This is a genomic window from Micromonospora sp. CA-248260 (genome assembly GCF_050942205.1).
GTDB classification, from domain to species: Bacteria; Actinomycetota; Actinomycetes; order Mycobacteriales; family Micromonosporaceae; genus Micromonospora; species Micromonospora antibiotica.
Map to the genome: position 1 here is coordinate 2634714 of NZ_CP192021.1, position 24562 is coordinate 2659275.

A 24562-nucleotide genomic window follows, 5' to 3' on the forward strand; every position below is an offset into this window, starting at 1 on the left:
GCGATCGGGTCATCACTTCGGGACCGGCCTGGTCCCGCCGAGGTTGCGCCCGGCGACGTAGCCGGCGCCGAAGAGCGCCGCCACCGAGCCGACCAGGCCGACTCCGGCCGCCACGGTGACGATGGTCGCCGGAGTGGCAAGCACCGGCATCCCGCCGACGTGGTTGCGCGCCTCGTCGCTGTGGATCGGGATGGTGGCGAGGGCGGGGTCCGCGTTCACCCTGTTGGCGAGAACGGACATGGATCACCTCCTGACTGGGGGTACGGGTTGTCGGGCGACTACTTCGGCTGTGGCCTGGTGCCCTCGGCCATGTTGCGGGCGATGCCCACCATGTAGCCGGCGTGGAACGCCACGGCGCCGACGGCGACGCCGAGCGCCACCGCCGTCGGGGTGGCGAGCACCGGGGTGAGTCCGGCCAGCCCGTGGGCGTTCCGGTCGGCCTCGGTGAGCTCACCGAACATCTCCAGGGAGATGTCGTTGGTGTGGTCGACAAGTGCGGTCATCTGGTTCACCTCCTCCGGAAGCTCTCAGCCAGTGTGAAAGGCGGCGCGCGCGCCGTTCATCTCAGCTAAAAATCGTGAATCGCTAGGATGTCCGAGGGGGTCGCCGCCGTCAACCACGGGAAACGGGGTCCACCCGATCCGACGAGGGGAGGGCACCACATGGACCACCCGACCACGGGCACCCTCGCCGAGAAGATCAACAGACTCTTCGAGGTGGTCCGCCGCCCCGACCGGGAGCAGTACCGCAACGAGGAGGTGGCCACCGCCTGCCGCGCGGCCACCGGGGAGAGCTTCTCCACCACGTACCTCTGGCAGTTGCGCAACGGCCGGCGGACCAACCCCACCAAGCGGCACCTGGAGGCCCTCGCCCAGTTCTTCCAGGTGCCGGCGGCGTACTTCTTCGACGACGAGCAGGGCGCGCGGATCGTCGAGGAGCTGGAGCTGCTCGGCGCGCTGCGCGACAGTGCCGTGCGGCAGATCGCGCTGCGTGCGGTCACCCTCTCCCCGGAGGGGCTGGACACCATCAGCGACATGATCGAAGCCATCGGGCGGCGGGAGGCACGCCGCGCCGGCCCGGCCGGCGTGGAGCTGCCCGGGCCCGGTACGGGCGGGCCGGTGGGGCGCGATGGCGGTTGATCGGGGCATGTGGCGTCGGTGCCAGCGGATCGTCGACGCGCTGTCGATCCCGACGCCGTTCGAGCCGACCCGGTTCGTCGACGCGCTGGCCCACCAGCGGGGCCGACCGGTCGAGCTGGTGCCGATGCCCGGTGGGGCCAGCCAGTGCGGCGCACTGGTCGCCACCGACCAGGCCGACTACCTCTTCTATGCCACCAGCACCACCCGGCTGCACCAGGAGCACATCCTGCTGCACGAGGTTGGGCACCTGCTCTGCGGCCACGTCGACGACCGCTCGCTGGCCGCCCTGCCCGCCCTGCTGCTGCCGAACCTCTCCACCGACCTGGTCCGCCGGGTGCTCGGCCGTTCCGACTACTCGGCCGCCCAGGAGCAGGAGGCCGAACTGGTCGCCTCGATGATCGCCCAACGCGCCCGCCGGGGCCCGACCGGCGGCGTCGGCCCGGTCACCCCCGAGGTCGCCGACGGGCTGGCCCGACTCGGCTCGATCTTCGACACCGGCTGACCAGGGCCGGGCACCATGCTGACCTGGCTCAACTTCACCGCCCTGGCGCTCGCCGTCGTGGTCGCCGCCTACAAACTCATCCCGGTACCCGGCCGTCGGCGAGCCGCCGGCACCCGGTACCTCTCCGCCTTCTTCCTCTGTATCGGCCTCGGTCTGGCGGTGATGGCCCACCCGGTCCTGATCGCGATCAGCCACGTCGAGCCGGTGCCGAACCTCGGCCGGCTGCTCGGCAACGGCCTGGAGATGCTCGCCGCGTATTTCCTCGGCGCGCTCGGCCAGAGCATCGCCTGCCCGGCCGGCACCCGGCGTTGGCTGCGCCGGCACGGTGTCCTGCTGGTCGGCGCGGTCCTGGTGATGGCGGTGCTGCTGGCGAACGCCGACACCACCTTCACCTTGAACTTCGTCAACGCGTACTCGCGGGATCCGGTCGTCGTCGGCTACCTCGTGGTCTTCTTCAGCTACATCGCGGTCTGCCTGGTCACCTTCATCACCAGCGTGGGCGGCTACCTGCGGCACGTGCCGGCTGGCGTACTGCGGACCGGACTCAGCTTCGTGGTCACCGGCACCGCGCTGGGCATCGTCTGGGCGGCCTGGTCCGGGGTCCGGCCGGTGGTCACCCTCCTCACCGGCCGGTCCCTGGCCACCACGCTGCCGATCGGCGCCACCCTGGGCTCGATCTGCATGCTGCTCTGGCTGATCGGGGCGACCCTGACCGCCTGGGGCGACCGGATCACCGCGCCACTGCGGTGGCTACGTGCGCTACACCGGCTGCGCCGCATCGACCCACTCTGGCGGGCGCTGCGGACCGCGCTGCCGCAGATCGCCCTCAACACCAGCGGCGGCTGGCCGTTGCCCGGCGCGGAGTTCGCGCTCTACCGGCGGGTGATCGAAATCCGCGACGCGCAGTTGACGCTGCGCCCCTACGCCCATCCCGACGTGCCCCGCTGGGTCGACCCGGCGGCGGACCCGGCCACCGTGGAAGCGGCGGTGATCGCCGCCGCCCTCGTCGGTCACGCGCACGGCCGGGACTACCGTGCCGAACACCCCTTCCAGGACGTGGACGCCTCGCTGGCCTCGGAGAGCGCCTGGCTGGCCCGGGTGGCCCGACAGTTCGCCAGCTCGGCGGAGGTGGCCCGGGTCCGCCAACGCGCTGCCGCCGAAGCCACCAAACCCCAGAACGCCGACCAGGCGTAGGCCTCTCGCAACTGGGTTTCGGCTGGCCGCTGAAGCTGCGGGTGTCCTTCGCCCGCGTCAACCCCGGTGATCCCCCCGGGCACACCGGCAGAACCGACGGTCCGGTTTGCCGGAATGGCACGCAGGGATGTCAGCGTGGCTTCCTGATCACAAGCTGCATCGCCAACGGTGAATGCCCGTATTGACCGAGCACTGTCCCGGCCTGATCGCCGCGACGGACTCGCTGATCTGCTGCCGTGCTGCCATCGGCCGCCGGGCACGCCCGTGTGGTGAAGCGCGATGGTGGGGTCGCTCGCAGAGACAGCACCGTACTCTCGGAAGCGAACAGCCTGGCAGGAAACGACTTCGCCCGGCTACCACCCTCAATGGCCTTCATGCGGTTGGCGGCTGCGCGCCAGGAGGCAGCCGGCAAAGGCCGGTCAGCGCCACGGCTGCCAACGTCGCGGACGGACCGACGAGTGCGCGGGAGCCCATCACGGCTCCGAAGGACTGGTCAGCCATCAATGACCAGCGAGACCGCCACGACAGGGCCGACCCGATCGAGAGCGCGACTCCGATGGACAGGACCGATCCGGCGGAGCCGATGCTGCCGACGGAGGCAATCGAGCCGACGCTGCCGATGCCTGCTGTGGAGATGTCGTGACCCGGGATGGGCCATGAGTCGTAGGAAGGGTCCGCGCGCGGACGGGCCGCGAAGCCGGCCCGGCACCGGCAGCCGGGATGTCGGAGATGCCTGATCGACAAGCTGTTTCTGGAGGATCGATCTGCGGGATCGGAGTTCGGTTCCCTGACGGTTCACCAGCAAGGTAAAGCCCTGAACTGGTGATTCCACTGGGTCCGAGCTTCTAGACCTACTGTATCGGCCGAGGTTCCTACGTTGCGCACCGATCACGTTCGAGCCGAGATAGGCGGCGGGTCTTGTCAGGACTACCCTCCGTGGGCTGGAATCATCAGCGATGACCACCTTCCTGCAGAAGCGCGACCGTATGCGGCGGATCTTCCGCGGCGAGGACACCTTCGGCGAGGGGACCGCCGCCGAGCAGGCGACCCGGTTCCGGCTCGCGGAGATGTATCCGGAAGTGATCGAGATAGCCCGACGGAATTCGCGGGACGTGGACTGCCCACAAGTAGATCTGCTGGTGAGCCTGGCCGGGTTTTCACCGGAGACGACCGTGCTGGCCTTCGAGCTACTGCGACCAGCCCGGTTGCTGGTGATCTCCTCGGACAACTCCCGGTCCAAGGTGAACGTCATCTCCGAGATGTTGAGCGGACGGATCACCTTCTCCGACTTCCAGCACCAGTACGTCGATCCTGTCGATGTGAGTGAGATCTACGACATCGTGAAGAAGGCGGTCTTTCCTCGTCCCGGGGCGAGGCCGATCTCCGCGATCATCGACATCACCGGCGGGAAGAAGGTGATGAGCGCGGGTGCCGCGCTCGCCGCCGCCCAGTTGGACCTCAGGATGTGCTACATCGACAGTGAGTTCGACCCGGAGATGCGGCAGGCCGTGCCCGGTACCGAGCGGTTGTGTGTGCTGCAGAATCCGACTGTCATCTTTGGCGACAAGGGCATGGACGCGGCCCGGGAAATGTTCCGCTCCGGCGTGTACGCGGGTGCTGCGGCCCGTTTCGGTGAGCTCAGTCTCTCCATGTCGGAGCCGGCGCAGGCCCGGTTCCTGTGCGACCTGTCAGCGCTGTACCAGGCATGGTGTGACCTGGATACGCCGGCACTGCCGGACCTGGTGGCGCGGGTCCGGACCCGGCTGGTCGACCAGCGATCCGGGCTGAAGCCGGAAGTCGGGCAGCGGTTGCTGCAGCAACTCGACTTCGTCCACCGGCTCGTCGAGCGCGACCGCTCTGCCCTGCTGCTCAACTACTTCCTCCTTGGTGAGCACTACCAGCAGTTCCATCGGTACGACTTCGCCGCGCTGCTGTACTACCGGACCATCGAGGAGAGCCTCTCCGAGCGGATGCGCCGGGCATACGGTGGATTCGAAGGTGGGCATCCCGACTACCGACTGCTTGACGCGGACGTCGACGGTTTGACCGCCCGCTACCAGGCGGCCAGCCGGGAGCTCTTCGGCGGCCGGAGGGGGACCGCTGCCCTGCCGTGGAAGGTCGGGCTGATCGACGCCCTGCTGTTACTGCACTGTGTGGATGATGCGCTGCTGCCTGCGGCCAAAGTTGCTGACCTGGGTGGTGTGGGGCACATCCGAAGCCTGGTGGAGGTGCGTAACCGTTCGGTTCTTGCGCACGGTGACATGTCGGTGACGGTAGACCAGTCCCGGATCCTGCGAGCTCGGGCCCTGCAGAACCTGCGTGCCTTCTGGGCCTTGCACCACCCGGAAGAGCGGATCGACCAGTCGATCGGCATCCTCCGCTTCCTCGACGAGGCATGAGGCGTGTCCGACACCCTGTTGGCATGCCCCGGTAGCTGGACGGAGCAGAGGCAGCGCGTCTTGATCGGCGAGATGACGATCAGTCGGCCACCGCATCTGTCACCGCCGCCCGACCGCTCCTGGGACGGCGTGGCCCGAGACCTGCTTGCCGGCTTCTGGTTGGCCCGGCGTCCATCCCGACATGGCAACGAGCTCTTCCAACTCGGCGGCACCGAGTTCGAGCTGCGACTGCGGCGACGGCAGGGCAAGAATTCGGGAGTCTGGCTGGCCGAGGCAGTATCGATCACGACCGCCACTACGGTGCCGCGGACCTTCCGGGCAGTACCCGAGCAGGTGACCTTCGGGATGGTCTGGGACGAGCCGGAATGCGACCTGGTCGAGATCGAAACCGCCCTGCTCGACCGGAAGCGGCAGGTCCGCAGTTCGCGACAACGCCCGTCCAGGCAGGGCAACGGCGACCTCCACGCCCAGGTGCGCCTGCAGTACGGCGAGCTGGGCACGCTGATCGACCTGCTCAAGCAGCGTGCTGAAGAGCCCGAGGAGACGATCGGAGGGCTGGCCCGTCCGACGCACCCGAAGCCGGGCCGACAGGCGGCGATCTTGGTCGACTCGACCGATGACGGTGTGGACGGCTTCCGCGGTAAGCGGGTCCGGCTGACCCGGGCAGATGGCGGGGCGTACAACACCGAGGTTCTGTCGGTGCGGCGCGGCCAGGTCCAGGTGGCCCAGCCGTCCGACTGTGTGTTCGAGCGGGATGAGGCAGTCACCCTGTCGGTCGTCCGCCCCTTCGGCATGCGGCAGAACGCCGAGGCGCTGGCCCGGTTCCGAGATGAGAACGTGGAAGGCGCCTGGGACGACCTGGCCCGGCTGCTCTGTAAGCCACAGGCGTTGTCCCTCCCAGAGCTGGCCCCGCCCCCTGTCTACTTCTGCGACGACGATCCGGATGTGCCGGCACTCAACGACGAACAGCGTCGGGCAGTGGTCGGTGCGATCGGCAGCCCGCACGCCTTCCTCGTCCAGGGGCCACCGGGCACCGGCAAGACCGAGGTGATCGGCGAGGTGATCCGGCAACTGGTAGCCTGCGGTGAACGGGTGCTGTTGCTGGCGCCGACCCACGTCGCGGTCGACGAGGCCCTGCGCCGGATCGGGCGGAAGCCAGGCATCCGGCCGCTCCGGGTTACCTGGAGCGACGACCGGGTGGACGAGGATCTGCACGCTTTTCTGCCGAGCCGGGTCGGTGCCGAGCAGGCTCGGCGGATCATGCGCCCCGGCGACCACGGGCAGCGGGGGCGGTGGGAGCGCGAACTGTCCAGAGTGCGGGAACGGTTGACCGAGGTCGCGACAGCCAGCGCGGCGGTGCACCGGTTGACGGCGGCCCTGGCCAACCTGACGGCGGCCAGCCAACTGGCCAGCGAGGCCGACGAGCGGCTCACCGTCGGGCGGGACCGGCTCCAGCCGGAACTCGACCGCTTGCGGGTGGCACAGGAGCGGCAGGAGGCCACGTTGTCGGCCGCCGCTGACGCGTTCAACCAGGCGGCGGAGTGGGAGGCCAAGGAGCGGGCCGAGATCGAACCGACCCTGAGGATCCTGCGTAAGGCGGCTACCGACCTCGTCGCCGTGAGCGGTGCTCTCCCTCACCTGGCACAGGCGTACCGGTACGCCGACGGGGCGTGGCGAGCGTCGATCTCGCGGCACGAGAATGCAGTGGCCCGGTCGACTGCCGCGATCGTGCAAACGGAGCGTGCCGTCGCCCATGCCGAGGAGGCGCTGTTGTCCGCCCGGGAGGTGGCGATGCAGGCACGGATGCACTTCGACGTGGCGAAGCAGTGGGCGACTCCGTTCGACCGGATGGCGGACCGGCTGGGCCGCGGCCGGATCGCCCGGACACGGCGAGAGGACGCCAGGGCCGAGCGGGACGTCGCCAGATGGCAGGAGGCAGTGGTCCACCAGCAGGCGAAACGGCGATGGCTGGTGGAGACGCACGAACGGCTGCTGCGCGACGGCCGTGCCGAACGGACCCGGCTGGGAGAACAGAACGTGGTCGCTCGGGACAGGCTGCAGACCGCAAACTCCCGGTGCACCGCTGCGGTGGATGCCGTCGAAAGTGTGGTCGCGGCGCTCGGTGGCCAGCTGCCTCGACCCCCTCTCGGCGATGCCGTGGCCGTCCGGCGGATCGGCGATGCGTTGAACGCGCTCCTGGCCGTCGACGGCCGGCTGGCGTACGGGTCGGACCGTCAATCACAGGTCGGTCTGGCACCGGTCGTCGACATGGTGGGGCGACTCCGGCTGGCGGCAGCGCAGCGGCAGGCACACGATGACAGCCTCCACGCGGTCCGTCAGGCGTTCGACGAGTCGGTGACGGCACTGCGTTCGAGGGCGGAGGCGCTGCACGCGGAACTCGTCGACCTGGGTTGGCAGGCGGACATGGCCGTCCAGGGAGTGGCGGCGGCCCGGGCCGTGGTGGAGACGGCCACCCGGGAACGTGATCGGCTGGTGGCGGCCGGCGAGGATCCGGTCGAGCTCGAACGGCAGCTACAGCGCCGCCAGCATGTGCTGGAGCGGCTGCCGGCCCTGGACGCGCGCTGGCGCGAGTTGGTTGCCGAGCGCACCGACGAGCAGTTCGTGGACGATGTCACACAGTCCCTGATCCGAGCCACCAATCTGGTCTGCGCGACCACCAAGGGCATCGTGGGCCGTGGCAGCGACATCGTTCGGCACACCGACTACGACACGCTGATCGTCGACGAGGCCAGCCGGGTGACCGAGAGTGAATTCCTGATCGGCGCCGTTCGCAGCCGCCGCTGGGTGCTGGTCGGCGACGAACACCAACTTCCGCCGTACGTCGAGCAGCGGGACGAGCACTTCCTGCACGCGCTCACCGCGCTGCACCGCCTCGCCCGCACGGCGGCACCGACCCTCGACCGGGCGGTTGAAGACCTCGCCGAGCTGTGGCAGGAGGACGAACGGGAACGCGCCTTCCGGACGGATTCGGTGGGTCGGGAGGCCGCCGCGTTGGAGGCGTCGGGGCAGTGGGCCACCGTCTTCCGGCACCGTTTCGCCGAGGTCCACAAGCGGTTCAGCCGGAACGGGGACGAAACGGAGATCGACCGGCGCCTCCTCCTGTCGATGCGCCGCTACCTGGCGCAGAGCCTGTTCCAACGCGTGGTGGGGGTGTGCAGCCCGCGACTGCGACAGCCTCTGGTACTGCAACGTCGGATGATCGCCCCACTGGCCCGGATCGTGGACGGACCCGTCTACGGTGGCCGTTATCGCTCGCCGTCCGACGCCGAACTCGCCGCCGCCGGGGTCACCCCGCTGGTGCTCCCGCGTCGGTTCGAAAGACCCGCCCTGTTTTTGGACACCAGCCACTACCAGGATGCCGCCGACGAGCAGGTACGCCATGGGTTCGTCAACGTCCGCGAGCAGGAGATGATCGTTCGGGCGTGCCAGATCTACAACGCGGAGCTGCGGGCCCCGATCAGTGTCAGCGTCCTGTCGTTCTACCGCGCGCAGGCCCGGGCACTGGAGAACCGGTTGCTCGGCCTGCGGCTTCCGATGCTCGACTGGGAGGTGATCGACGTCGTCGACCGCATCCAGGGCCAGCAGAGCGACCTGGTGCTGCTGAGCTTCACCCGGGCCAGCCTGTCCCGGGTGGGACCCGGGTACGGCAAGTGGTTGCAGGACATACATCGGCTGAACGTGGCCTGCACCCGGGCCCGCCGCGCGCTGGTGCTGGTCGGCCACGGCCGGACACTGCGGCAGTTGCGTACTGACGACCGCGCCCGTCGGTTCTATGCCCACCTGCTCGACCTGTTCGACACCGACGACAACTTCCAGCGGATCGAGCAGTTGGGATGATCACCTTCAAGTGGACGCCCCCGATCCAGGTGCCCGAGAATGCGACGGTGGTGGTGCGAGAAGCCTTGGTGCCGATGCTGTTCTGGACCTCGGTGCCGGTCGTCCGCCTCGTCTACGAGGAGTTGACGGTCGTCGATCGCCTAGTCGTCGAGTCGGCGATCATGCTGGCACCGATGCGGCCCGAGGACGTCGCGGAGGTGACCGGGATACCGGCCGAGGTGGTCACCCGGATCGCCGAGCGGCTGACCGGACTGGGCCTGCTCGACGTGGACGGCGGCGGGTACCGGGCGGTCGCCGAGGTGGCCGGCGCGGCGCTGGCGCGGCTGACCGTCCCCGAGTACCGGACCGTCACCATGACTTTCCTGTTTCTGCCGCACACCGGTGACCTGGTCGCCTACTCGCCGGGATCGCGCGGCACCACGCCACCGCCGTTGCACCGGGGCGCCCCGGCCGAACATGCACCGATGCCGGGAGGGGTGTCCGACTTCACTGATCTGCTGCGATCACGCATCCGGGCCAGGGACGTCATCGGACTGCCGGACGACATCGTCGACGCTGTCGAGCCGGCCGAGCCCATGAGGATCGAGGCCGACTGCCCGGCGTACCGTTGCTCCGGCTGGATCAGCGGTGCCGGTGTCGCGCGGAAGCTGGTCCTCAAGGTGCGGGAGTCTGGCGGGAAGGCACCCGTGTCGCTGCCGCTGGACGGGGCGACCCGGCAGGCGGCCGAGTGGACGGCGCTCGCGGACCAGGCAGCTCACGCGGGCTCTGCCTGGGTCGACTCCGGGGGTACGGTGACCGTCGAACGGGAAGGCCCGCTCGACTGGGTGTACCGCCTCGACGCCGCCGCAGCCGAGGCCGCGGGGTCGGAGCTGCCGCTCACACCCACCGTTGGGCTTGAGATTCGGACGGAAACCTGCGTTCTGGGGGTCAACGTCCGGCTGATCGCGGCCGAACCGGCCGCCCGGCGGGTCTTCGCGAGACACGACGCCGTCCGCCGGCTTCGCAACCCCGGACCCGGCTCACTCGACCCCGACGCCCTGCGCGGCGCTATCGAGCAGGCTCGCGCCGCATACGAGTTGGCGGCGGACGACGTCACCGAGGACGACGTGGTTGACCTGCTGTGGACAAGCGGACACTGGCCGCAGGTCTACGCGCTGCGCCGTGACCGGGACTTCTGCTATGACTGAGGCGGCTACCGACCGGCAGGTGGTCACGCTCGCAGACCGGGTGGTGACCGGTGGTTTCTTCGTCCACCGATCGTCCGCGCCGCGACGGACCCCGTTCGACGGCGCAGTTGCCGACCCGGCGGAGCCGTACCGCCACTGCTGGACGTACCAAGGTGGGGGTTCGACGATCCGCGGAGAGCTGCTGTCGATGCTCGACGGCGCTCGCGAGAAGATCTTCGTTGGCACCCTGTTCCTCGGCGACCGCGCGGTCGCCGAGGCGCTGGTTCGCGCCGCGACAAGGCTGCGAGGCGGCGTGTACGTGCTGTCCGCCCTCGACGACAAGGGCCTGGACAAGGCGATCAACGAGGTCGACGACGGTATGTCGATCGACGACCAGACCGAGTACCGGAACTTCAAGGAACTGACCCGCCAAGGCATCTACGTGCGCGGCCGGCCCGGTGTGCACGCGAAGTTCGTCGTGGTTGACGACCGTGTCGCGCTGGTCTCCAGCGCCAATCTGGTGACCCGGTCCTTCGACGTTGTGGGCGAAAACGGCGTGGTCGTCACCGACCCCGCCCACGCCGGATACCTGGCCCGACTCTTCGCTCGGTTGTGGGCGGAGAGCCCATGGGAGATGCCCCCCGACCGCGATCACTACCTGGTCCAGTCCCGGGCGGTGGACCGGCACGGCACGATCGCTGAGCCAGCTGGCAACGGCCCTATCTGGACGTACGGCAAGCAGTTCGCGATCCTCCAAGCGATCCGGGAGACCGTCGACAACGCCCGCAGCGACTTGCTGCTGGCCACCTTCAGCGTGGCGAACATGACGTACCCGCTGCCGCGGATGACGGCACGACCGGAGATCCTGTTCGAGCCGATTCGTCGGGCAGTCGAGCGCGGGGTGCGGGTCCGGTTGCTGATGCGCGGTCGAAACCACATCCGCGCGGCGCGTGCGGAGGCCACCGCCTTCGCCGCCGCTGGCGTTGAGATCCATGCCGACCGGCTCACGCACGCCAAAGCGGTGATCGCCGACGGCCGCGACGGTGCTCTGTTCTCGGCGAACTTCCTCACCGACTATGGCCTGCTCGGTGGGGCAGAGGTGGGCATGCGGCTAGACGGCACGGCGGCGTTGGCCGACGCGGACCGCTACTTCCGCCACGTGATCGCCGAGGCAGACCTGGAGTTCGTCCGCGATCCGACCCTCGGTCGACTCGCGGAGTCGATCTACGCCGAGGCGCTCAACACTAAGTGGCGGTCGTCGGTGGTCGAGGTGCAGCGCGGTCCGGGGTTGGCGGTGTTGGCTGCCGGCGACGGGCCGGTGCTGTTCGAGCAGCAGCCGGACAGCGCGGAGATCCTTCTGTACAGCGGTCGTGATCAGCTGATCCTGACGCCCTCACGGGAACCCGGCGGCTATCAGCTCGATCTGCTGCCGGGAGGTGCGCGCTCCTCGGCGGAGCAGCTGGAGTTGTGGCTGACTGCCGCCCGCCCGGCCCGGGGTGCGGGACCCAGCCCTCGTCGAGGCCTCTGCGCCTCCCCGTTCAGGGTGCGAACGCCCTGATCGGTTGACGTCTTGCCCAACCGACTTACCAACTTCGTCATTGCCAGTTCGCAGTTCAGGCAGTCCTGCAGGGGTACGTCGCTCCACGGGGCGAGCCGGGGTGCATTGGTGGATGCTCCACCGGTGCTCGGTTGCAGGCGGACTCCGGCGATCAGCCGGCGCGGCGGTAATGCAGGGCCACTACACCATTGCGCATCGGCTTCGCCGAGAGCAGTTCGAGTCGGCGTGTGCTGGGCAGCCCGCCCTGGTACAGCCTCGGGCCGTGACCGGCGATCCGGGGGTGCAGGAGCATCCTGTACTCGTCGATCAGGTCCAGCCGGTCCAGCTCGGTCGCGAGGTTGCCACTGCCGAGGAGGACCCCGTCCGGGGTCGCGTCCTTGAGCTTCTGCACGCCCTCGCGCAGATCGCCGACGATGTGGTGGCTGTTGGTCCACGGGAAGTCCGTGCGCGTCGACGACACCACGTACTTGGCTTTGGCCTCCAACTTGGCCGCCCACTCCTGCATCGCCGGCGGCGCCTCCTGGTCACCGCGGGCGACGGCCGGCCAGGCGCTCTCCATCATCTCGTAGGTGACCCGACCCCACAGCATCGCCCCGGCCTCGTCCATGAGCCGGGTGAAGAAGGCGTGCGTCTCGTCGTCGACGACCCCCTCCTGATGGTCGGCGCAACCGTCCAGGGTGATGTTGAGGCCAAAGGTGAGCAGTCCCATGGCCGGCGAGTCTAACGCCCCCGGTGTCGCAGTTCGGGCGCGACATGCAGCCGAGAACAGCACTGAAGGACGATGCACATAGTCGTGCGTTGCCGGAGCCCGTGAATCACACATCCGCGAAGGCGGGTACCGCCTTCCGTCGGGCCCGGGCAATGCCCTCATGCGCGTTTTCCTGCTCGTCGTGGTCACCGGTCGCGGTGGCGATCGACAACGCAACGGCGTACCGGGCTACCGCCTCGGTGGTACGCCCCGCGGCCGTCAGGACGTCACCCAGGATGTTGAGTGCGCTCGCCTCCCCGTAACGGTGCCCGATCGAATGCAGAATGCGGATCGCCACGGTCAGGTCACCGATCGCCCGCGCGTGGTCGCCGCGAGTGCCGTGCACCGGCCCAGGTTCGTCAGCGCGACTGCTTCGCCGTAGACGTGGCCGGCCGACCGGAAGATGTCACGTGCCGCCGACAAATGCCCGGCTGCCTCGTCGTGCCGCCGGAGGCTGGTGCACACGTCGCCGAGGTTCGTCAGGGCCGCGGCCGCTCCGACTACGGCGCCAGTCTCGCGGAACAGAGCGGCGGCGCGGAGCAACTGGTCGTACGCCTCGTCGAAGTGGCCCGGGCGGGTGTTGGCGTTGCCGAGGTTCACCAGCGTGGACGCTTCGCCGTATCGGTCGCCGACGCGGCGATAGGCGGGGAGCGTTGTCGAGAAGGATGAGCAGCCTGCGGCCTGCGGTCTCGGCCCGGTACCTGGCGGCCCGGCGGTCGAGGTCGGTCGGGATGCTGGTGGCGGGAACGCCGAGGGACTCCAGGAGGTGTCCGAGCGCGGCCCGCCGACGGCGGCCGGCGTACGCCGATCCCGGGCAAGGGCATCCTCCGACCGCTGTGGGATGTCGGCAGGCGCACGGCCGCGGGCGATCCCGATCTGCTCGTGGCACGCCTCTGGGTGGAGCCGGCAGCGACGCTGCCACCAGGCGCCACCGGGTCGGTCCGCCTTGGCCCGCTGTCCCCGCCCCTCTGGAGACACCTGCAGCCGGGCATGACCATCACCATGCACGAGGGTCGGCCTGCGGTAGGAACGGCCACCGTCATTGGGGCGTCGAATACGTTTTGACCTTGGCCACGACACCGAGGCGGGAACGATCGGGTTCGGCGACACGCGTAGCGGGCGTTGTCCGGCAGGCGTACACGTAGGTGATGAGCTCGCCCCGTGGAGCTGCGGATGAGTGGATGTTTGCCCGGTCCGGACGGGATGCGACGCTGAAGGCATGGTCTCCCGATCGACGTGCACGTGGGTGGCTTCGGGCTGCCCGGCGACTTCCCGGGCCGTGGATGCGTCGATGTCTCTGACGACCGTGACAGCGTGGTGGAGGGCCAGGGGACCGAGTCCACCCTGCGGCAGGTCGATGACACCCACGCCCGAGCGGAGATCGGGCTTCTCGGCTCGTCCGCCCCGAACACTCGCCGGTCACTGGATCAGCGCGACGTCCGCCCGCCGGTGACACCCGGATGAGCCTGGTGTCGGCGTTCGTGCCGATCTGGATTCTCACCGTGGTCGGCTATGCGGCCTGTCGGTGGGGTCTGTTGGGCGAGGCGGGGGCGGCGGTACTCGGCCGGTTCGTGTTCCAGCTGGCGATGCCGGCCGCACTGTTCCTGGCACTGTCCCGGATGCCGCTGTCCGGGTTCGCCGGCCGCCCGCTGCTCGCCTTCGCGGCGAGCACCGCTGTGGTGGTCGGGTTCGGGTGGTTCGGTGCGAGCCGGCTGTTCGGTCGCGAGCCCGGCGAGCGGCCGATCTGGGGTATGGCCGCCGGGTACGTCAACTCGGCGAACCTCGGCATCCCCATCGCCACCCAGGTACTCGGCGACGTGGCGTTCCTGGCGCAGGTGGTGCTGCTACAGGTACTGGTGGTGGCACCCGTGATCCTGGTCGCCCTGGACCGGCACAGCGACCCCGCCGGGCGGATACGGGTCCGGCGGATCGCCTCCCTGCCGGTACGTAACCCGGTGATCCTGGCGTCGCTGCTCGGTGTCGCCTGCTCGGCTGCCGGCCTGCGGCTGCCGTCGGCGGCCGACGCGACACTCACCCTGCTGTCGGGCGCCGCAGCTCCGGCCGCCCTGGTCGCGCTCGGCGCGTCGCTGCACCACACGACGCCGTCGCGCAGCGATCGGGCCGCGCCGGCCGAGCTGGCCGTGATCACCGCGCTGAAGCTCGTCGCGCAGCCGGCCGTCGCGTACGCGGCAGGGCTGGCCCTGCACCTGCCCGCGCCGCAGCTGCTCGCCGTGGTGGTGTGCGCGGGCCTGCCGACAGCGCAGAACACGTTCATCTTCGGCCAGGAGTACGACGTCGGCGAGGCGGTGACCAGCCGCGCGGTGCTGCTGACCACGACACTGTCGCTGGCCACCCTGGCCGCGGCAGCGGCCCTGCTCAGGTAGGTCCGTCGGCGGAGACGTCCGGTAACGATGCTGAGCGATACCGACCGTGGCGCTGGCGGCCAGACCTGCCGATCATCGCCCGGCGAGCTGGTCCGGAGAATCTGGCCGGGGGAGCCTAGCCCAGGATCGCCTCGATCAGGCGCATGGTGCCGTCGCGCTCCCAGGTCGACTGGTAGTTGGCGACGGTCGGGCCGGGTGGATAGTGCGCGGGCATGTTCGCCCAGGTGCACCCGGTGCGTCTGCGGTGGTAGATCGCTTCCACGATCAGCCGGCGGTCGTGCAGCCGGCCCCGATGCGAGTCGCCGCCCGGCAGGATCGCCGCGACCTGCCGCCACTGCTCGTCGGTGATGCCGGCCAGAGTCGACGGCCCGTGCTGCTCGACCCGCTCGGGCCGGCGGGACGGTGGTCGCGGCGCCTCGACGGCTCGCGGCGTCTCGACGGCTCTCGGCGTCTCGACCGGTTCCGGCGGTCCCGCACCACCCTGCCGGCTCTCCCTGGCCGACAGCCGGGCCCGCGCCGCCGCCGCGATCTGTTCCCGGACCGGCAACGGCTGGGCCGGCGGATATCCGGTGAAGCCGGGTTCGAGGGCGGCGGTGAGGAGCCCGCAGGCCTGGCGGAGCTGCTCCCACTGCGGGGCGAGGGCCAGCAGGTGGGCGGTCGCCGGATCGTCGGGCTGCCCCTGCGGCCCGCCGAACGCCTGGAGGCGACCCAGGATCACCGGTTGACGGTGGGCGTACCAGGCCAGGACGCGGGCGATGGCGTCGTGCACCGATGACCGGTACTCCTCCTGGTACGGCCCGGCCAGGCTGAACGCGTACGCCTGCGTGTTGTAGTCGGCCATGTCGGCGGCGAGGTCCGGGCAGTCCGCCAGCACCTGCGGGAACTGGTCGGGGTCCAGGTAGTCCAGCCACCGGGTCGCCGGCTGGTCGCCGCCGTCAGGTGCCGGGTCCCCGGGCTGACCGGGCAGGTCCGGTTGCGCGACGGTGGCGGTCAGGTACCACTGCCGCAGGTGCTCGTCGCAGGTTGCGGCGAAGTACGGCAGGTACGCCCCGGCGATCTCGCCGGCGAGGGCCTCGGCGGCCACCGACCAGAGGGCGAACGTGAACCCGGTGTCCACCTCGAACACCTGCGCCAACCGGGCGACCAGCGCGAACATGTCGTCGATCTGGGCGACCTCCGCGACGAGCGTCGGATCGACCTCCCCGAACGCCACCGCCAGGGGGTGGTCGACCCACGGCGGCCGGACGGTGTCCACCAGCGCGACGATGAGCTGGTCCCGGTCCAGCTGCCCACTGGCGTGCTGCTGGAGCAGCGTGATCGTGGCCAGGCTACGGCGCAGCTGGTCGACGCCGGTGTGGGCGGCCTGCTCGTCGGCCCAGGCATGGAACATCGCCAGGCAGGTGCTGTTCTGCTGGGTGTCGGCCCAGGTGAGGCGCTGGAAGAACGCCGGCTGGTGCTCGGCGATCCAGGCGAAGGTCGTGGCGAACGTGTGTTGCCATGGTGCCGGCTGGACGTCCTGATGCGGATGCACGCCTGTCTCCCGGTCGGTGGGCGGGTCCGCACCAGCGTGCGCCGGATCTACCGGCCCGTTCCCCGGTCGCCGGCCGGTCCTGCGGGCAGTCCGGGTTGCCCCTGCGGGCAGCGCGGCCACGGTCGGTGCGGGCGCGGCGACGTCGAGACACGGTACCCACCGCCGAAGGCCAGCTGGACAGATCCGTCGAGACGAGTAGGTCCGAAGTCGGGCCAGTGGTCGTAGGCGATCCGGACCTGGTCACGGGCTGGCCGTGGCCCGGTTGTGTCAGATCGCGGCGGTCATCGCGAGGAACTGAGGCCGGATGCGTACGCCGAGCGGATGGGCACGCGATGATGGTGGCGTGAAGGCGATCTACCCTGACGACGGCGGTGGCGACCGAAAGGCGGATCCCGGGGCCGTGCCCGGCCTGCGCCCCGCGCCCGAAGTTTCGGCCGACGCCGCGTCCCGCATGCCTGAGGTCGATGGGTAGACGTTTGTGCTCCGCTCGAACGGGCTGGGCGGCACCGACTACGCCTGGGTCAGCGGGATCGTGAAGGATGGGGCAATGAGGGTCGCGATCTCGGGGACGCACGGAATCGGAAAGACCACCCTTGTCGAAGCGTTGTGTGCGTGTCTGCCGGGACATGTCATGCGCGACGAGCCGTACTACCTCCTGGAAGAGCAGGGGTACGAGTTCGATTTCCCGCCGTCGCGGGAGGACTACCGGGCGATGCTGGCCTGCTCGGTGCGGAGCATGCGGTCGCTGTCACCTTCCAAGGTCGTGTTCGACCGCACACCGCTCGACTATCTCGCCTACCTGGCCGCGACCGGAGCGGACCCGGTGGAGGAGGCTGACGCCTCCGCGGTGCGTTCCGCGTTCGCGACGCTCGATCTACTGGTCATCGTGGTGATCACGCTGGAGAGCGAGCGGGTTCTGCCCGCTGCGGAGCTGCCCGGCCTCCGCTCGCGAATGAACGACGCGCTTCGGGAACTCGTCTACGACGACCCCCTCGATGCCTGGAACGACACTCCTGTCCTGGAGTTGGGTGGACCGCTCGACAACCGGCTGAAGGCGGTCCTTGACGTCCTCGAACCACTAGCGGCGGGTCCAGGTCCGGGGACGACCGAAGGCGGGGCAGGAAGGCCCTGGCCAGGGTTTTCACCATCAGCCGCGCCTGTCCCACCCGGTGACCGTCAGCGCGGCGGACCAGCCTAGGGATCATCAGCGACAGCCACGAGTCGTCCCGGAAGCGGTCGGACCTCTCTCGCCGGTGCCCGCAGCCGTTGCCCGGGGTTGGGCATCTTGAGCGGTTGTCATCGAGCTCAAGGGTTCCTGAGCAGGTGCTCAGCGGCGCGTCATTGCTTCAGACAGGACGGAACCCCGGTAGGGCAGCGGTTGGCCAAGACGCGCTGCCGGGCACGGGGGCTTCGGTGCTGACTGTTCCTGCGAGCATTCCGCTGTCCACGTGCAGCCTGACCTGCCTGATCGAGCTCATCCGCGATCGACGTCGCACATTCGGCGGCCGCCGGCGCTAGCTACCGGGGCGGCAGCGCGTACTGATGGTCCTGAGCACCTGCGCGACGGCGACATCCCCACCGCCTCGCGGTCGGCTTCGCAGTCTCGGTGACTACCGGGTGGCGCTACCTGCTCCAGGCCGTCGACGCGTTCCCCGCCTGCGCCGACGACCTCACCGCCACCATGCGCCGGGCCGCACGGTTGGCCTACGCGGTCCTCGACCGCATGCCGATCACGATCGACCGGGTCGCCGACCAGCGGCCCTGCCGGTCAGCGCACGTGCCACGGGGTGCGCCACCCCGACCGCGCAGACCGTCATCGTCCTCCCCGCCGCCGGGGACGGCCGTCGCCCACGATGAACATGGCTCATTCTTCGGTGCGATGGCGGGCGGCAGGAGCGCGGGTGGCCAGCGCGGTGATGAACGCGACGATCTCGTCGGGGTTCTCCTCGGCCATGAAATGCCCGCTGCCGGTGGCCCGGTAGGTAAGGTCCGGGGCCCATGCGCGCCAGAGCGCGGAGGCGTCGAAGCCGAGCTGGGAGCCCCAGTCCTGGGAGATGACACCGACGGGCATCGTGAGTTGCGCGCCGCGTTCACGGTCGGCGATGTCCATGTCGAGGTCGATGCTGGCCGTCGCGCGGTAGTCGGCCACGATCGAGTCGATCGCGGCGACGGAGCTGTCGACGTAGTAGTCGCGCTCTTCGCGGGTGAAGGTGGTGCCGGTGGGGTCCCAGGCGTCGAGGAAGGAGCCGAAGAACTCGGGACCGACGGCGGCGATCATCTTCTCGGGCAGGCCGGCTGGCTGGGCCATGAGGTAGAGGTGCCAGGCGACCTTGGCATTGACACCGTGCAGGACGGCCCAGGTGTCCAGGGTCGGCAGGACGTCGAGGATACCGAGGTAGCGCACTGCTTCGGGGTGGTCGAGCCCGGTGCGGACGGCGACGAGCGCACCGCGGTCATGGCCGATGAGCCCGAAGTGGTCAAAGCCGAGCTGACGGGTGATGGCGATGACGTCGTTGCCCATCGTGCGCTTGGAGTAGGTGCCCGGGTCGTCGGCGGCGGGCTTGCCGCTGGCTCCGTAACCGCGAAGGTCGGGGATGATGACGGTGTGGTCGGTCGCGAGTTTCCCGGCGACGTGGCGCCACATGTAGTGGGTCTGCGGGAAGCCGTGGAGCAGCACGACGGCCGGCCCCTGGCCGCCGACGGCGACGTTGAGGTCCACGCCGGTGTCGCCGGTGATCGTGCGGTAGGTGACGTTGTCGATCACGAATGGTGTGGTCACGAATCCTCCTGGGGTCGGTTGGTGGCGCGGGTTTCGGGATGGCCGGAGAAGAGGCCGGCAGGCAACGTGGTGGCGCTGGTGGAGGAGGCGACGAGCGCAGGGATGATCACGGTGTCCAGGAGCGCGGACAGGTAGGCGTCGTCGACCGCAAGGCCGTTCGCGTGACGGAGCAGCAGCACCGACCCGACGACCTCGTCGAAGGCGAACGGGCTCGCACCGGTGGGCAGCTCGCCACGAGCAACCGCGGCGTCGATGACCGCCTGCGGCAACCTGGCCCCCGTGGGACCCGCGGAACTCTCGATGGCGTCGCACAGCTCAGGGTCTTTCAGCCCCGCTTGAAGCAGCATCAATGCGGTGCCGATGTCGGCGGCAGCCATCGTGCGTTCCAGCCGCCGCACCAGGCTCAGGAGGTCCTCGCGCAGGGTTGCCTCCTGCGGTAGCGGGGACGTCGAGTGCTGGGCGGGCCCTGCCTTCACTGCGGCGATGACCATGTCCCGCTTGGATCCCCATCGCCGGTACAGACTGGCCTTCGACGTCTGGCAGCGTCGAGCTACCGCCTCGAAGGACAGGTCCTCGTACCCGTGCTCAGCGAGGACCTCGAGTACGGCCGCGGTGATCCGACGCTCAAGCTCGGCATCGCGCGGTCGGCCGCGGGCCCCTGACGACTCTTCATTCCGATACGCCACGTGTCGTATCGTATACCAGGATGTGGGGACCGTCGACCGACACCCCCGCCGGTACCTCGCCCAGAAGCGTTGATCGTGCAGCTCACCGCATCAGAGGGTGTGGCCGGGCGGCCTGTCTCCCGGCATCCGTGCTGGGAGGTGACGTCTGTCGGGTAGACGACGGCCGTTTCACCACCCAGCAATCCAGGGCGGACGCTGAGAGCGAGACGAAGCCCTTGATCGGAGGCACGAAGCCGCGGCAGCGGCGCGCCGGGGCGGAGGGTGGCACCGCTCGGTCACGCTGGGTGTTGGCTGACACGGCAGGTGGCAGCCCCGGACCTGAGCGCGGGCAGACCCGTGCAACGAGGAAGGCGGTTGCCATGCTCAACTCGTTTCTCCAGGCCCTTGCGACCAAACTGGTCGAGGAGATCCTCAAGCGGCTCGTCGAGTGGCTTTCGCCGAAGGTCCTGCACGCCGTGCCGCACCGTGCGTCGCCCAACTGCCCTCGCTGCGGCGGGTACGGCGTCCGCCGATGGGCCACCGGCGGCATGTGGGTGTTCCTGCCGTCGGTGCTGGCCTTCGCGTTGGGCTTCGGGTTCACCCTGCTCGGTGTGCCGCTGGCCGTGTTCACGGTCGTCGCCGCATTGGTAACGGACGGGGCCGGCGGGATCGTGCCCGCCCTGCTCGCGCCGCTCGGTCTTCTGGTCCCTGCCACCCTGATGATCGCAGGCGCGTTCGGTCTTGCCCACTACAACAGCTACCCACCGAAGTGGTGCGCCCGCTGCCACGCCCGGTGGCCGCGCCGTGAGCGAAACGAATACCTGCGGGCGTCAGCCCCGGTGTTGACCTGCGATTGCGGTCAGCGACTGCGGGTGCCCCGCACGGCTGCCGGAACGCGACTGCGCTGCCCCCGCTGCCGAACCGAACACGCCACCCCAGCCCCGGCCCGCCCCTGACACAGGGTCAGCGGTGCCACCGTACCGTTTGGCCCCTGGACCTGGCGGTGTGGGCGCACTCCGCACTCGGCCGGTCCGCCAGGAGGGGATCATCCCGTTCGCTGGGCTGGCCCCCGACCAGTTCCGCAAGCTGATCCGTCTCGTCGCCGAGCGTGACGGGGACGGGATCGCTGACGGTCGGCCGGGCCGGCAGTGGCCCTCGATCTGCCCGGCCGGGTGCTGCTGGTGGCCGTCTACTGGCGTAGGAACCTGGCGATGCGGCAGGTCGGGCCGTTGTTCGTAGTGTCGCATCCCGCCGCGCGCCGAGTCATCGACACGGGTGAAGATCTGCGCCGGCATTCGACGTCGAGCGGCCGGGGTCGGGCGCGCGGTGGTTCGACGCGAGAAGGACACGCGACCGTTCGCGAGCATCTAACTCATTCGACTCGGCTATTTATCTCCACGTTGTACGGGTCTATATTCTGGGTCACGAATCCCTGTTGCCTGAGCCGCCTGCCAGGGAGGTGATATCTACTCAAATTCTCGTGTTATCCCTGCCGCCCCTCACCCCTATCCCCGTTCTGGTCTTGCCTGTGCGGCCTGCCGGATTCGGGGCCCGTGCAGCTGTGCGCCTGATCCGCCGCCAAGGTCCGGGCAGTCAGGTGGCCAGGAATTGAATTTGTCTCGGTCAGGAGAGGGAGATGGGTAAATTCTGTTTTCCCGAAGACATGTCCGCCGTGATGATCGGCAGTGCCCGACGCGCTGCCGTCACCAGCGTGCTGGCGGTGCTGACTCTGGTCGTGGTGGTCGGTGACGCCTCGGTCGGTGGGGCGAACGGGAAGCCGGTCGGTCGAACCGCCGCGCCTGCGGTGGCCCAGCGACTGGTGGCCCAGCAGGCTCCGGCCGAACTCGGCGCAGTGACCGCCATCGCCGCCGGTTACGGACACAGTCTTGCCCTGCGCTCGGACGGCACCGTCCTCGCCTGGGGCCGAAACAGTGAAGGTCAGCTGGGTGACGGCAACCTCGACCCGAGTGTCACTCCGGTGCGGGTGTGCGCCGTCGGTCAGGCCGCCCCCTGCACCCGGTTCCTCACCGGTGTGATCGCCATCGCCGCCGGGTTCGTGCACAGCGTGGCCCTGCTCCGGGACCGCACGGTCGTCGCCTGGGGGCAGAACGTGACAGGTCAGCTTGGTGACGGCACCTTCACGAGTCGTTCGGTTCCGGTGCGGGTGTGTGCGGTGGGGGAGGTCGCACCGTGTAGCCAGTTTCTCAGCGGGGTCAGGGCCATCGCCAGCGGCGACTCAGACCACAACCTCGCTCTGCTGGGCAACGGTGCTGTCGTCGCCTGGGGTTTCAACGCCTTCGGTCAGCTCGGTGACGGCGGGTACGCCGGGAGTCCGGTTCCGGTGCGGGTGTGCGCGGTGGGGGAGTCCGCCCCCTGCGGCCGGTTCCTGACCGGGGCCAGGTCCATCGCGGTAGGTGAAGGGCACAGTCTGGCCGTCGTGGGGACCGGCCACGCCGTCGCCTGGGGCTTCAACGGCGCCGGTGAAGTCGGCGATGGCACCAGCGACAATTTCCGTACCATTCCGGTGCGGGTGTGCGCGGTGGGGGAGACCGCCCCCTGCGACCGGTTCCTGAACGGGGTGAGCGCCGTGGCGGCTGGCGCTTTCCACAGCATGGCGTTGCTGGGCAGCGGCAGTGTCGTTTCCTGGGGCTACAACGTCGAGGGTCAGGTCGGTGACGGCACACGCGATAACCACCGGCTCGTTCCGGTGCGGGTGTGCGCGCAGGGGCAGGTCGCACCCTGTGACCGGTTCCTGTACGGGGTGCGGCACATCGCCGCCAACGGTTTTCACAGTATGGCGCAGCTGAGTAGCGGTGGCGTTCTGGCGTGGGGCTACAACGGCTATGGACAGCTCGGCGACGGCACTCGCGTGAATCGTCTGACGCCGGTGCGGGTGTGTGCGGTGGGGGAAGTCGCGCCCTGCGGTCGATTTCTGTACTTGATTCGGGCGATCGCCGCCGGCATCGATCACAATCTCGCGCTACAGCCGAACTACACCGTCGTCGCCTGGGGCTTGAACAACCACGGCCAGCTGGGCGACGGCACTACTAGTGACCGTCCCGTTCCGGTGCAGGTCCTGGCACCCCAGGGCCCGGCTGTCGTCAGGTGATGCCGGGTAGTGCCAGCGGGCGGATGCCGTCTCGGGCGTGATGTCGGGTGGTGGCGGCGATGTTGGTGACGCTGGTTGAGTTCCCCCCGTTTTGATGGAGCAGAGGAACGGTTCGGCGGAATCGACGTGCTCGTCAACAGCGCGGGCCGTGGCTGGTACGGCTCGATCGAGGGGGCCCCGACGAGACCATCCGCCGCACGTTCGACCTCAACCTGTTCGCCGTCGTCGAGGTGATCCGCGCGGTCCTCCCCGGCATGCGGGCACGCGGCGACGGCTGGATCGTGAACATGTCGTCGGTGGCCGGCCTCGTCGGCGCACTGGGGTTCGGCTACTACGCGGCGGCGAAGTTCGCGATCGAAGGACTCACCGCGACACTGCGCGAGGAAGTCGAGCCGTTCGGGGTGCGCGTGCTCGCCGTAGCGCCGGCAGCCTTCCGCACCAGTGCCTTCTCCTACTTCCAGAACGAGACCGTCGACGCCTACGTGCCGATGGTCGAGGCCGTCAAGGCGGCGTTCGTGGACGCTCACGCAAGCAGGCAGGTGACCCCGTTCGTGGCGTGCAGGCAGTGATCAGCGCGATGAACGCACCCGTTCCACCGCACCGGATCGTGTTCGGCAACTCCGGCTACGACGCCGTAGTCGCGATGCACGAGAACGCACTCGCGGAGCTGCGCGCGAACGAAAGCTCTCACGCAGTGCGGACTTCTGAGCCTGTCGCCACAGCGGTGTCGGCGACCCGCGAGGGTTGCCATGCCGCGACCAGGAGGAGGGATCGAGTCACCTACACAGCCGACCCGATGAAATGCCCCGCATGTCTGTGCCGACCTGACCCCTGGTCGGCGCCTCAAGCCAGTCCCGTGCTGCGCGGTCCGCATCGTGCCGCTGAGGTACCGCAGGGACACACCAGCACGCCCTCGCGTCCTGGCACCGAGAAACCGGAGAGTGGAAATGAATGACATCACGCTGCCCAACGTGGTCGAGAACTTCATGGCAGCCACCAACGCGCACGACGCGAACGCGCTGGCCGCGGTCTTCAGCGACGGGACCACCGTGCGCGATGACGGGAAAACCTGGACCGGCGGGACCGAGATCCGCGAGTGGATCCAGGGACACCTGATCACCCCAAGATCGTGCTCACACCGACCTCGTTCGCGGACGACCGGCTGGTGGCCTCCGGGGACGGCGACTTCCCCGGCGGGCCACTGTCCTTTTCGTTCGAGTTCGGCATCACGGACGACCAGGTTACCGACCTCGCGATCGCCCCCGCCGGCAAAGGTCGGCCGACACCCCCGCCGTCAGCTGTCGGAGCGGGTGGACGCTGAGGTGCAGCCACTACGCCGCGCTGGCCTGCGCAACACCACGTCCCGGCGCGGGAGCGCTCGACCAACTCGCCCACGCCGTAGGCGGCGACTGCGGCAGCAGTCGGCCGAGGCAGGCGCGGGGCTGCCGACGCACCAGCATCCCGGAGTGTCTCGGTGACACAGTGCGCGCCGTACGCCGCCGGGTCCGGCGCAAGGGGAACGGCGGTGTG

At 69.4% G+C, this 24562-nt stretch carries 19 protein-coding genes and 3 pseudogenes; 13 read left to right on the plus strand and 9 right to left on the minus strand.

The window, feature by feature from the left end; all coding sequences use genetic code 11:
* Nucleotides 1–12 precede the first annotated feature (12 nt).
* A complete protein-coding gene (locus tag ACQP2H_RS11595) occupies nt 13–240 on the minus strand; it encodes a hypothetical protein (protein ID WP_219460154.1) in 228 nt (75 codons plus the stop codon).
* 38 nt (nt 241–278) lie between these two features.
* On the minus strand, nt 279–503 hold the full coding sequence (locus ACQP2H_RS11600) for a hypothetical protein (protein ID WP_219460158.1): 225 nt from the start codon (nt 501–503) through the stop codon (nt 279–281).
* 159 nt (nt 504–662) lie between these two features.
* Here ACQP2H_RS11600 and ACQP2H_RS11605 point away from each other — a divergent pair, with 159 nt between their 5' ends.
* From ACQP2H_RS11605 to ACQP2H_RS11615, 3 genes are read left to right on the plus strand one after another with little or no spacing between them, the layout of a single operon-like run.
* Complete coding sequence (locus ACQP2H_RS11605; RefSeq protein WP_219460161.1) at nt 663–1139, plus strand: XRE family transcriptional regulator; 477 nt, start codon at nt 663–665, stop codon at nt 1137–1139.
* Nucleotides 1129–1641 (plus strand): hypothetical protein, encoded by a 513-nt coding sequence (locus ACQP2H_RS11610; RefSeq protein WP_219460163.1) that lies wholly within the window; start codon nt 1129–1131, stop codon nt 1639–1641. Before ACQP2H_RS11605 ends, ACQP2H_RS11610 begins: the two co-directional genes overlap by 11 nt.
* Nucleotides 1642–1656: 15 nt before the next feature.
* Nucleotides 1657–2835, plus strand: a complete 1179-nt coding sequence (locus ACQP2H_RS11615; RefSeq protein ID WP_219460167.1) for an MAB_1171c family putative transporter — start codon at nt 1657–1659, stop codon at nt 2833–2835.
* A gap of 362 nt (nt 2836–3197) precedes the next feature.
* Here ACQP2H_RS11615 and ACQP2H_RS11620 read toward each other — a convergent pair.
* Nucleotides 3198–3486, minus strand: a pseudogene (locus ACQP2H_RS11620) (hypothetical protein).
* A 305-nt stretch (nt 3487–3791) separates the two neighbouring features.
* On the opposite strand from ACQP2H_RS11620, the gene ACQP2H_RS11625 reads away from it, so the two are divergent.
* The 4 genes from ACQP2H_RS11625 to ACQP2H_RS11640 all read left to right on the plus strand — a co-directional run bounded on the left by ACQP2H_RS11625 (nt 3792) and on the right by ACQP2H_RS11640 (nt 11816).
* On the plus strand, nt 3792–5234 hold the full coding sequence (locus ACQP2H_RS11625) for a hypothetical protein (protein ID WP_219460170.1): 1443 nt from the start codon (nt 3792–3794) through the stop codon (nt 5232–5234).
* Between the two features lie 72 nt (nt 5235–5306).
* A complete protein-coding gene (locus ACQP2H_RS11630; protein ID WP_433232659.1) occupies nt 5307–9092 on the plus strand; it encodes an AAA domain-containing protein in 3786 nt (1261 codons plus the stop codon).
* A complete protein-coding gene (locus tag ACQP2H_RS11635; protein ID WP_433232661.1) occupies nt 9089–10279 on the plus strand; it encodes a hypothetical protein in 1191 nt (396 codons plus the stop codon). Before ACQP2H_RS11630 ends, ACQP2H_RS11635 begins: the two co-directional genes overlap by 4 nt.
* The gene (locus tag ACQP2H_RS11640; protein WP_433232664.1) at nt 10272–11816 is read left to right on the plus strand and encodes a phospholipase D-like domain-containing protein; all 1545 of its coding nucleotides are present in this window, start codon (nt 10272–10274) and stop codon (nt 11814–11816) included. The genes ACQP2H_RS11635 and ACQP2H_RS11640 overlap by 8 nt, the downstream gene beginning before the upstream one ends.
* Nucleotides 11817–11967: 151 nt before the next feature.
* Here ACQP2H_RS11640 and ACQP2H_RS11645 read toward each other — a convergent pair whose 3' ends face one another.
* The 3 genes from ACQP2H_RS11645 to ACQP2H_RS11655 all read right to left on the minus strand — a co-directional run bounded on the left by ACQP2H_RS11645 (nt 11968) and on the right by ACQP2H_RS11655 (nt 13164).
* Nucleotides 11968–12525: a dihydrofolate reductase family protein gene (locus ACQP2H_RS11645; RefSeq protein WP_219460185.1), complete on the minus strand. Its 558-nt coding sequence runs from the start codon at nt 12523–12525 to the stop codon at nt 11968–11970.
* 106 nt (nt 12526–12631) lie between these two features.
* Nucleotides 12632–12862 (minus strand): hypothetical protein, encoded by a 231-nt coding sequence (locus tag ACQP2H_RS11650; RefSeq protein WP_219460189.1) that lies wholly within the window; start codon nt 12860–12862, stop codon nt 12632–12634.
* A gap of 2 nt (nt 12863–12864) precedes the next feature.
* On the minus strand, nt 12865–13164 hold the full coding sequence (locus ACQP2H_RS11655) for a tetratricopeptide repeat protein (RefSeq protein WP_219460192.1): 300 nt from the start codon (nt 13162–13164) through the stop codon (nt 12865–12867).
* 860 nt (nt 13165–14024) lie between these two features.
* On the opposite strand from ACQP2H_RS11655, the gene ACQP2H_RS11660 reads away from it, so the two are divergent.
* Nucleotides 14025–14948 (plus strand): AEC family transporter, encoded by a 924-nt coding sequence (locus ACQP2H_RS11660; RefSeq protein ID WP_363822291.1) that lies wholly within the window; start codon nt 14025–14027, stop codon nt 14946–14948.
* A gap of 115 nt (nt 14949–15063) precedes the next feature.
* On the opposite strand, the gene ACQP2H_RS11665 is transcribed toward ACQP2H_RS11660, so the two are convergent.
* Entirely contained in the window at nt 15064–16479 is a 1416-nt protein-coding gene (locus ACQP2H_RS11665; protein WP_219460198.1) for a transposase, read from the minus strand.
* A gap of 547 nt (nt 16480–17026) precedes the next feature.
* Here ACQP2H_RS11665 and ACQP2H_RS11670 point away from each other — a divergent pair.
* A pseudogene (locus ACQP2H_RS11670) lies at nt 17027–17581 on the plus strand (AAA family ATPase); the annotation flags it as partial.
* A gap of 762 nt (nt 17582–18343) precedes the next feature.
* On the opposite strand, the gene ACQP2H_RS11675 reads toward ACQP2H_RS11670, so the two are convergent.
* On the minus strand, nt 18344–19243 hold the full coding sequence (locus ACQP2H_RS11675) for an alpha/beta fold hydrolase (protein WP_363822287.1): 900 nt from the start codon (nt 19241–19243) through the stop codon (nt 18344–18346).
* An 11-nt stretch (nt 19244–19254) separates the two neighbouring features.
* On the minus strand, nt 19255–19944 hold the full coding sequence (locus ACQP2H_RS11680; RefSeq protein WP_433232670.1) for a TetR/AcrR family transcriptional regulator: 690 nt from the start codon (nt 19942–19944) through the stop codon (nt 19255–19257).
* A gap of 284 nt (nt 19945–20228) precedes the next feature.
* Here ACQP2H_RS11680 and ACQP2H_RS11685 point away from each other — a divergent pair, with 284 nt between their 5' ends.
* The 4 genes and pseudogenes from ACQP2H_RS11685 to ACQP2H_RS11700 all read left to right on the plus strand — a co-directional run bounded on the left by ACQP2H_RS11685 (nt 20229) and on the right by ACQP2H_RS11700 (nt 23601).
* Nucleotides 20229–20879, plus strand: a complete 651-nt coding sequence (locus ACQP2H_RS11685) for a hypothetical protein (RefSeq protein WP_357537338.1) — start codon at nt 20229–20231, stop codon at nt 20877–20879.
* Between the two features lie 49 nt (nt 20880–20928).
* A pseudogene (locus ACQP2H_RS11690) lies at nt 20929–21197 on the plus strand (transposase family protein); the annotation flags it as partial.
* A gap of 362 nt (nt 21198–21559) precedes the next feature.
* Nucleotides 21560–23032, plus strand: a complete 1473-nt coding sequence (locus tag ACQP2H_RS11695) for an RCC1 domain-containing protein (protein ID WP_433232672.1) — start codon at nt 21560–21562, stop codon at nt 23030–23032.
* Nucleotides 23033–23262: 230 nt separating this feature from the next.
* Nucleotides 23263–23601 (plus strand): SDR family NAD(P)-dependent oxidoreductase, encoded by a 339-nt coding sequence (locus ACQP2H_RS11700; RefSeq protein WP_433232675.1) that lies wholly within the window; start codon nt 23263–23265, stop codon nt 23599–23601.
* The last annotated feature ends 961 nt before the right edge of the window (nt 23602–24562 follow it).